The sequence below is a fragment of the Calderihabitans maritimus genome, assembly GCF_002207765.1.
Taxonomy (GTDB): domain Bacteria; phylum Bacillota; class KKC1; order Calderihabitantales; family Calderihabitantaceae; genus Calderihabitans; species Calderihabitans maritimus.
In genome coordinates, this window is record NZ_BDGJ01000113.1 from 1 (window position 1) to 1233 (window position 1233).

Sequence of the window (1233 nt, forward strand, 5' to 3'; positions counted from 1 at the left end):
GGGTTTCAATTTGCCTCTCTACCTCCTGCTGTACCTTTTGGGCCAGATCCGCCGATGGGGTAATCAGCACGGCTGAGGCCATAGGATCGTGCTCTGCCTGGGATAAAAGATCGGCAGCCACATGCACCGGATCCGCCGTTTCGTCGGCAATGATCAGAATCTCACTCGGTCCGGCCAACATATCAATATCCACCTGGCCGTAGACCAGCTTTTTGGCTAAGGTAACATAAATATTGCCGGGTCCAGTTATCTTATCTACTTTAGGCACCGTCTCCGTACCGTAAGCCAGGGCAGCAACCGCCTGTGCCCCGCCCATCTTATAAATTTCCCTTACTCCCGCTTCTGCGGCAGCAACTAAAGTATGGGGAACTATTTTTCCATCCGGGCGCGGGGGAGTTGCCATAGCTATTTCCGGCACGCCTGCTACCCGGGCGGGAATGGCATTCATTAAAACGGAAGACGGATAAGAGGCTGAACCGCCGGGTACATAAATGCCCACCCGGTTAACCGGCCGGTAAAGTTGGCCTAAAATGCAGCCGTTATCTTCCGTTTCAACCCAGGACTGGGGTTTTTGCTTTTCATGAAAACGCCGGATATTATCCAAAGCCCGGCGCAACGCAGCCAAAAATTCCCCATCTACCTGTTCATAAGCTTCTTCAATTTCCTTTTCCGAAACCCGCAGGTTACCGGGCGCTAATTTTGCCCCGTCAAACTGCCGGGTAAACTGTAAAACTGCCCGGTCACCGTGCTCTCGCACCTGTTCTAAAACGACCCGGACCTGTTGCTCAACTTCGGCGCTGTACCCGAATTCCCTCCGCCAAAAGCGTTCAACTTCTCGGTCCTCTACACTCAAAATTCTGATCATTTTTTTCTTCTCCTTCCTCCTCTACCACCCGGCGGAACTGTTCTACCAACCGGCAAATTCGCTCATATTTCATTCGGTAGCTGACCCGATTGGCAATTAAGCGAGCGGTTGCACTGAAAATGTCGGCAATAGCCACCAGCTCGTTCTCCCGCAAAGTCCTTCCGGTAGAAACTATATCCACAATCATCTCCGCCAGCCCGACCCGAGGAGCCAGCTCGATGTTTCCGTGCAATTTGACTATCTCTACCTGCATCCCTTTCTCCCGGAAAAAATTTTCTGCTACCCGGGGAAACTTGGTAGCCACCCGCTGGTGATTGAAGCGGCTCAGGTCAATCTCCTCCCCTTCCCTTTCCAGCCGGCTGGCGGGA

2 protein-coding genes are annotated in these 1233 nt (G+C 52.8%); both read right to left on the minus strand.

The genetic code is table 11. The annotated features are described in order from the left end of the window. Positions 1-865 (minus strand): histidinol dehydrogenase (gene hisD / locus KKC1_RS09880; RefSeq protein WP_088554297.1); only part of this gene is annotated, 865 nt, incomplete at its 3' end. Beyond that, positions 828-1233: ATP phosphoribosyltransferase (gene hisG, locus KKC1_RS09885; protein WP_143288729.1), on the minus strand; the 406-nt coding region annotated here is incomplete at its 5' end. The genes hisG and hisD, both read right to left, overlap by 38 nt.